Here is a 6,081-nt window from a genome sequence, read left to right on the forward strand (position 1 = left end):
CGAACTCAATCGCAACCATGCGTCGGCGACTGGCCTGGGGAATCATCAAAACCCTGCAGCGATGTCCTTGCTGCGGGGCCATCGCCCCAACAAGGGGACGACAATGAAAACTCATGACGCAGTAAGAATAACAACAGGCGTCCCCATTCGAGTCTTGACGGCAGCACGCCGGATCAAGCCTACTTCACCCCGCTGCCACTCCGCATGGCAGCCTAACCCCGGCAGAGGCTCCACCTATCGACGCGGAGATTCTGTTCAGACAAACGGGACCAGCTCTAATCACGACTCGCGCTTTATGAAAAGTGGGTACTAGGGCAACCTTTCGAAAACCTGACGAACGGCGTTTCGATTACCCTCTTCTGCGTGACCTCACGCTACGGTTCCGAATCGATCGGCGATGAGGTAGGAAGAAGAAAGGTAATATCGGATGGCGACGTATATGACGGTTATCGAAGCAAATGCCAGTTACCGCAATGGCAAGAAGGTACACTCGCCAGCGCGGTTCGTTGAATCGGACGCCCACTCTCTAAGCGCTCAGCTTAAAGGGCTCTGGTTGCGCTTATTTACTCCATCCTCCGTGACGGAATTGCGAAAGTTCACCTCGGGCGAAGTCGCAAAACTGATCGGGATCACCGACGCACATCTCCGGCACCTGTCACTCGCAGCTGAGACTCCCGAGCCGAAAAGACAGCACGGGGACACCGCTTATTCGCTGCAGGTTCGCGAGAGTCGTCGCATTCTGAGCAAAACGCAGCGATGCAGCGAATCGATGCGAGGGCGGACATCTTCAGGTCATCGCAGTCACAAATTTGAAAGCTGGATCCGCAAAACCACGACGGCCGCGCACGTCGCGCAATATTTTCCGATGAAAAGCTATCGTACTTCCTTGTCGGTGCTGTTCGGTCTTCAGCCCAAATGTGACCTGCTACGCAACTACGCATTGTGCCGGGCGATCCGCTATGACGACTTGTTTAGTTAGCTCAATGCCGCGCCGGGCGATCCGTCGTTCATTCGCGATCAGCCGGATGATACGAAGGCGGCTGATTTCGAGGCCCTGGCGGAGCATTGCCGAGCACGGACACCAGGTACACCAATCTTGGTAGGGCCGAGCTTTCAGACAGAAGGTCGCTATCAAGCTGCCTCTGGCAACGGTCGGCTCGAGGCCTTGCAGTCGCTTTGCAAGCCCGGTCAAAGCTATCGTTAAAGATCCGACTAATGAACAACTTGTTCTGGAATATCGGGCGCTGCCATCGCCGGCAGCGCCCGATGAGTAAGCCGCGTACCCGCAGTATGAGCAAGGATCCATAGCGGCAAAGGAAAAAGCCTCCAAACGGTTCCGTCCGGAAGCCCTTTTGTCTAGCTGGGCACTGGCAAAGAATCACCTTCGCGAATCGCAGTCAAGTGTCTCGCGAGAGAGAGGGCCGGTTTGGCGAGCAGATTCCTTTGCCCGCACGAGGCAAGGACATGCAGTCACATCCACCAACGACGCCCTTTGGGCGGCGATCGCTAACGCTTGCCCACGTGGCAAGCCAAATGCTCGCAACAGAACGCCGTCCCGAAAAGATCGTGCACAAATGGAAGATCTTCCACGCCATCTGCACGGCACGGCCGCGGCTGGGCGTGTCGGAGCGCTCGCTCTCGGTGTTAGAGGCGCTCCTGACCTTCCATCCTGAGACCGCGCTCACAGGAGAGAATGATCTGATCGTCTTCCCGTCGAACCATCAGCTCAGTCGGCGGGCGCACGGCATGCCGGCATCGACACTGCGGCGTCACCTCGTTGTGCTGGTCGACGCCGGACTGATAGTTCGGCGCGACAGTCCAAATGGGAAGCGGTATGCGCGGAAGGACGAGGTTGGCGAAATCGCCCTCGCCTTCGGCTTCGATCTTTCACCGCTCGTCGTACGCTCGGAAGAGTTTGAGAGCCTGGCGGCCGATATCGAAGCGGAAGCCCGTGCACTCAAGCTGTTGCGTGAACGGGTCACGCTGTGCCGGCGCGACATCGCGAAGATGATTGCAACTGGCATCGAGGAAGACATCCCGACGCGAAGGGCAGGGCAGGGGCCCGCCGATTGGCAGGAGGTACATGCCGCCTTCCGCGCAATGGTCGCTCAGATTCCACGCTCCGCGACCCGGCAGGAGCTCGAGCCGATCGTCGACGAGTTGTCGCAGCTTGCTGACGACGTGCTCGGTGTTCTGGGAGCACACATCAAATCCAAGAGTCCGAGCGCCAATGAGTCCCATTCTGAGCGCCACATACAGAATTCAAATCCAGACGCCCCTATTGAACTTGAACCAAGCCTTCGAGAAGGCAGGGCGGCAAGAGCTGAGCCAACACCTCAACCATCGCGAGTCGCCGAGAATTCGTATCCGTTGGGAATGGTGCTGAATGCATGCCCCGACATCGTCGATTACGCGAATGGCGGGATTTCGAACTGGCGCGATTTCGTCGCCACCGCGGCCGTTGTGCGATCGATGCTGGGAATCAGCCCGAGCGCCTGGGAGGAGGCGCAAACCGTCCTGGGCGAAACGCAAGCGGCGGTGGTCGTCGCCTACATCCTGCAGCGCGGGACGGCGATCAATTCCGCCGGCGGTTATTTGCGCGGGCTGACGCGGAAAGCGGAGGTCGGGGAGTTTTCTCTTGGGCCGATCCTGATGTCGCAGATCAACTCCCGGCTCCACGAAAAGCGACGAGCGGTGAGCGATGGGTAAGACCCGGCTGGATTGGATTCCGGTTTGAGCGGGCGTAGCGATGTCGTTCGGCGCAAGAAGGCGATATTGCCGATCTTACGGTATCCGGTGGAAGGTAACCGGTATGAGCTCCCCGTCTGCGGGGATCAGCGAGCGCGTGGGTAGCGGATCGGCATCCAATATTGGTGCGCGTATTGCCGCATATGCGAATGTTACCCTGATGGCGCGATTGCCGATGACGATCCGATGTCGATCGATCGGCCGCGCCAGGTGGCTTTCCCGGTTTGCTCGACGAGAGGGGCTGTGGGCGGGTCTGGCCCTGCATAGCCCGAGCCGTCCACAACCCCGGGCAACTGGGAAGCGGTCGTGGCGTCGCCGAGCGGGCGCTGAGCGACCAGCTGTTCAGCAGCCTTCCGTCTAAGCGCCCTTAGCAGACGCTGCACGATCGAATGCTGTCTCGTCCCGAACTCCTCGGGTGTTTCTCGCTCAGCCGGCCGACGATAGCGAGTGCAGTTAGCTGCGGTTGCGCAGCGAGCCAGGCCTGGATCGTGGCAATATGTGGGTCGAGCTTGGATGGCATGCGACCCCTGGTTTTATAGGGCCGACGGGTTCGCCGGTGCGTGGCACGCGGCTCGCCGGCCGTCGCTGTCTTGCCGAGCGTCTTGGCAAAACTGGCTGCGGTCGCTGGCGCGGTGCTCGTGCTGGCGCATTGCAGGCCGCGCGCCTGTCCGGCACGACGATCGACGCGATTGCCGAGTTCGTCCTGGGTTGCGCGAATCTCGGCCAACAGCGCGACCGGATCGAGCGAGCGATACTGATCGCGCAGCCGTTTCTTCACGGCGGCGGTCACCTTGGGATGCGCCAATGCACGCTCGTAGGGCGTCAATGGGGGGTGATAGCGCTTGATCACTTCAGCCCCTTCGCGGCGCTTCTCCTTCAGCTTGGACGACGGCTGGAAGAAGTTGACATAGAGCCGTGCCGCCGCATAGAGGCGGCCCATCACACGGGTCGTGTAGACGCCGTCGAAGCGGCCATAGCCCATGCGGCGGCGGACGACGGCACCATTTTTCTGCTCGACGAACGCTTGATCGTTCTTCTTGTAGGCGCGCGAGCGTGTGACTTCCAGCTTCTGGTCGCGGCACCATGGCACGACGACATCGTTCATGAAGGCGCTGTCGTTGTCGAAGTCTACGCCGCGCAAGAGCCAGGGGAACAGGCTCTGTGCGCGGTTGATCGCTTCGGCAACCAGCGAGCCATCCCGCGTCACCAACGGCAGGCACTCTGTCCAGCCCGTGGCGATATCGACCATCGTCAGGGTCTGGATGAACGAGCCAGCCCACCGACGTGCCGCCATGGGCTACCATGTCGACCTCGCAGAAGGCTGTTCCAGTCATTGAACGTGCGGATTGGGACCTCGCGCCGGATTGCCGAATAGAACCCGGCACGGCGCCGCCTGCCGCCGCTCGCCGGGACCTTTACGTCGACGAGCATGCGGTCGATGGTTGCGGGGCTGATCGCGAGCACACGGTCACGATCCGCAAAGCCAAGCTTCAATCGGCCATGTTGCTCAAGTGCTGGCAGCAAGGTCGGGATCATCGCCTTGATCCGCTTGCCGCACACCCGATCCGACGCCTCCCACAATGCCGTCAGCGCATCCTTGATCGTCGCACCGTATTTGCGGCGGCGCTCTCGCGGTGCCTCGACCCCGTTAGGTCTAACCGGCTCATGTTGCCGGAGTGCCCGCACCGCATGCTTGCGATGCCAGCCCGTCGTCGCGCACAGCGCGTCGAGGATCCGCCCCTTCTCCGCCCGTTTGACCGAACGGGAACGCTCTGTCACCCGCCGACACGACCTCGCGCCGCGCGCCCATGCTGATCTTTCCCGCCATAGAGGCCACCGAACCGATTCGGTGACGTCGCCCCAGTCATCGGCGAGAAGTTGTCCAGTAACATTCTGAGTCAGGCGATGCGCGCGCATGGCCTCGACGACCGCTGGAATATCGGCGTAGGCGTTACGCAGAAAGTCGGCAGTCTCGCGGCCGCTTCGGGGGGATCCGAGCACCGGCTGCCCCTGATCGTCGCGACAGTGCAACAGAATGGGCAGAAGCATGCTGTGATTGACGTTGCTGGTGTCCAGCATCGGCGCCCACGCCGACAGCCTGAGCCGCATCGCGGCATGGAAACCCTGGCATCAGGGACGCGGTTCGACGTCGCCATTGGGGTTGCGCCGGTGTATCGGCTCGAACCGATCGGGGGCAGTCGAGAGGCTGTTGCTGATGTCGTTGTGGCGCAGCGCGACGGCGGAGATCGCGGCGGAATTGCCGTCGAGCATGGGAATGCTGGTAGCGGCAGGATCGCCCAGCTCTCGGCGCCGCTCCTTCACTGCCGCTGAACAATGAGTTGAGCGCATGGAGCGCTCGACTGTGTTGCTGTCAACAGAGCCGGCTCCGCAAATTTGAACAGCTCGATAAGTGGAGTTTCTGCCTGACGGCGTGCACGCTGGTGCCTGCGAATCAGGAGCGACGATGAGCAGACGAGCACGCCGGAACCACACACCGGCCTTCAAGGCGAAGGTGGCTCTGGCCGCCGTCAAGCGCGACCGCACAATCGCCCAGCTGGCGGAGCATTTCGACGTTCACCCTAATCAGATCACGGCATGGAATCGCTGCTTGAGGGCAGTGCTTCCGGAGTTTTTGGACCTGGCAGCGCCGCGCCGGCCACGCCTGCGATCGATGTGAAGTCGCTGCATGCCAAGATCGGGGAGCTGACGCTGGAGAACGATTCCTAAGAAACGGCAGCACCGAGTTTCGGCTCCAAGGGCTGGAGAACAAAGCCGAATGCATTGGCACGCCGATGCAAATTGTTGACGACTCGCGTCCGGTAACGCGTCTCGCAGGACGAGGCCCCGGGATCGACATAGTCCATTCCGTATCGCACAGCATTGTAGAACAGAAACTGCGATCTTGCGGGCCGTGGCGGTCCCGGTCTTGGCCTAGCCGATGCGCGCTGAGAGCCGTCTATAAAAGGCGCCGAGCGCGGTGTCTGTACGACCCACGGTCACGGCAATGAGGCGCAGAAGGCCGCCGCCCGGCCGCCGGATCGGCGTGTTCGGGAGGAAAGCATTTTGCCGCCGGAGACCTTGTTGCTCGGCGCCAGTCCCGTGAGCGCCAAGCTGAGGCCGTTCAGGCTTTGAAGTGCCAGGGCATGAGAGCTTCGATTTGAGAGATCGGCCAGCCCTGCGCGATCCGCTCGAGAGTTTGCGTGAGCCATCACGCTCGGCCGAAAGCGTGCTGCATTCCGCCGACAACGCCGCAAGCCTTGACGACAGCGCCATCACGGTGTGTCGGAGCAATGCTGGATCGGAAGGCAAATCACTCATGCAGAGTGATTTTAC

5 protein-coding genes and 3 pseudogenes are annotated in these 6,081 nt (G+C 61.2%); 3 read left to right on the forward strand and 5 right to left on the reverse strand.

Going from position 1 to position 6,081, the window contains the following annotated elements; translation table 11 throughout:
* Positions 1-439: 439 nt before the first annotated feature.
* The gene (locus tag C7G61_RS41940) at positions 440-979 is read left to right on the forward strand and encodes a hypothetical protein (RefSeq protein WP_145963810.1); all 540 of its coding nucleotides are present in this window, start codon (positions 440-442) and stop codon (positions 977-979) included.
* A gap of 485 nt (positions 980-1,464) precedes the next feature.
* The gene (repC, locus tag C7G61_RS41945) at positions 1,465-2,709 is read left to right on the forward strand and encodes a plasmid replication protein RepC (RefSeq protein WP_108523338.1); all 1,245 of its coding nucleotides are present in this window, start codon (positions 1,465-1,467) and stop codon (positions 2,707-2,709) included.
* Positions 2,710-3,115: 406 nt separating this feature from the next.
* Here the strand turns inward: repC and C7G61_RS41950 are convergent, their stop codons facing one another.
* From C7G61_RS41950 to C7G61_RS46800, 3 genes are read right to left on the reverse strand one after another with little or no spacing between them, the layout of a single operon-like run.
* On the reverse strand, positions 3,116-4,042 hold the full coding sequence (locus tag C7G61_RS41950) for an integrase catalytic domain-containing protein (protein WP_108523339.1): 927 nt from the start codon (positions 4,040-4,042) through the stop codon (positions 3,116-3,118).
* The gene (locus C7G61_RS46795) at positions 4,000-4,827 is read right to left on the reverse strand and encodes a hypothetical protein (protein ID WP_244608763.1); all 828 of its coding nucleotides are present in this window, start codon (positions 4,825-4,827) and stop codon (positions 4,000-4,002) included. The genes C7G61_RS41950 and C7G61_RS46795 overlap by 43 nt, the downstream gene beginning before the upstream one ends.
* A 51-nt stretch (positions 4,828-4,878) precedes the next feature.
* On the reverse strand, positions 4,879-5,097 hold the full coding sequence (locus C7G61_RS46800; RefSeq protein ID WP_244608764.1) for a hypothetical protein: 219 nt from the start codon (positions 5,095-5,097) through the stop codon (positions 4,879-4,881).
* 115 nt (positions 5,098-5,212) lie between these two features.
* Between C7G61_RS46800 and C7G61_RS41960 the strand changes: the two are divergent.
* A pseudogene (locus C7G61_RS41960) lies at positions 5,213-5,469 on the forward strand (transposase); the annotation flags it as partial.
* 2 nt (positions 5,470-5,471) lie between these two features.
* Here the strand turns inward: C7G61_RS41960 and C7G61_RS47775 are convergent.
* Both C7G61_RS47775 and C7G61_RS44340 read right to left on the reverse strand, forming a co-directional pair.
* Positions 5,472-5,843 (reverse strand): annotated as a pseudogene (locus C7G61_RS47775) (IS110 family transposase); the annotation flags it as partial.
* A 26-nt stretch (positions 5,844-5,869) separates the two neighbouring features.
* A pseudogene (locus tag C7G61_RS44340) lies at positions 5,870-5,956 on the reverse strand (transposase domain-containing protein); the annotation flags it as partial.
* Positions 5,957-6,081 lie beyond the last annotated feature (125 nt).

The sequence above is a fragment of the Bradyrhizobium algeriense genome (assembly GCF_003062295.1).
Taxonomy (GTDB): domain Bacteria; phylum Pseudomonadota; class Alphaproteobacteria; order Rhizobiales; family Xanthobacteraceae; genus Bradyrhizobium; species Bradyrhizobium algeriense.

Bases quoted from the DNA above. Each gene is read 5' to 3' on its own strand.
- C7G61_RS46795 (WP_244608763.1), bottom strand. From the start codon at position 4,827: ATGCTGGACACCAGCAACGTCAATCACAGCATGCTTCTGCCCATTCTG.
- C7G61_RS41940 (WP_145963810.1), top strand. From the start codon at position 440: ATGACGGTTATCGAAGCAAATGCCAGTTACCGCAATGGCAAGAAGGTA.
- repC (WP_108523338.1), top strand. From the start codon at position 1,465: ATGCAGTCACATCCACCAACGACGCCCTTTGGGCGGCGATCGCTAACG.
- C7G61_RS46800 (WP_244608764.1), bottom strand. From the start codon at position 5,097: ATGCGCTCAACTCATTGTTCAGCGGCAGTGAAGGAGCGGCGCCGAGAG.
- C7G61_RS41950 (WP_108523339.1), bottom strand. From the start codon at position 4,042: ATGGCGGCACGTCGGTGGGCTGGCTCGTTCATCCAGACCCTGACGATG.